Raw genomic sequence first — 332 nt, forward strand, 5'->3', positions numbered from 1 at the left:
CCCGTCCAGATCGCGGTCCGTATCCGTGTTCCCAGAGCCCTCAGTTGGCGAATGCGATTGCGCACCCCGCGCCACTGCTTCCAGTAGCACATGCGGACACGTCGCCGCAGCCAGTGGTCCAGCTCGGGGATCGGCCGGTAGTAGTCCGAGATGCCGAAGTAGCCCATCCAACCGCGGACGTATTCGGAGAGCTTCTTGAGCCGATAGTCCATGGACACGCCCCAGCTCCGTCCGGTCAGCTTGCGCAGCCGGTGGCGGAAGTCTTGGTAGGCGCGCTCGGACCAACGCAGCTTCTTGCCCCGGAAGGTGAATCCCAGGAACACACACGCGTC

1 protein-coding gene is annotated in these 332 nt (G+C 64.2%); it reads right to left on the minus strand.

Annotation, left to right across the window (positions count from 1 at the left end):
* Window positions 1-332 (minus strand): group II intron maturase-specific domain-containing protein (locus GJ668_RS20035; protein ID WP_281350283.1); only part of this gene is annotated, 332 nt, incomplete at both ends.

It is taken from the genome of Allochromatium palmeri (genome assembly GCF_009720725.1).
In the GTDB taxonomy this organism is placed as follows: domain Bacteria; phylum Pseudomonadota; class Gammaproteobacteria; order Chromatiales; family Chromatiaceae; genus Thermochromatium; species Thermochromatium palmeri.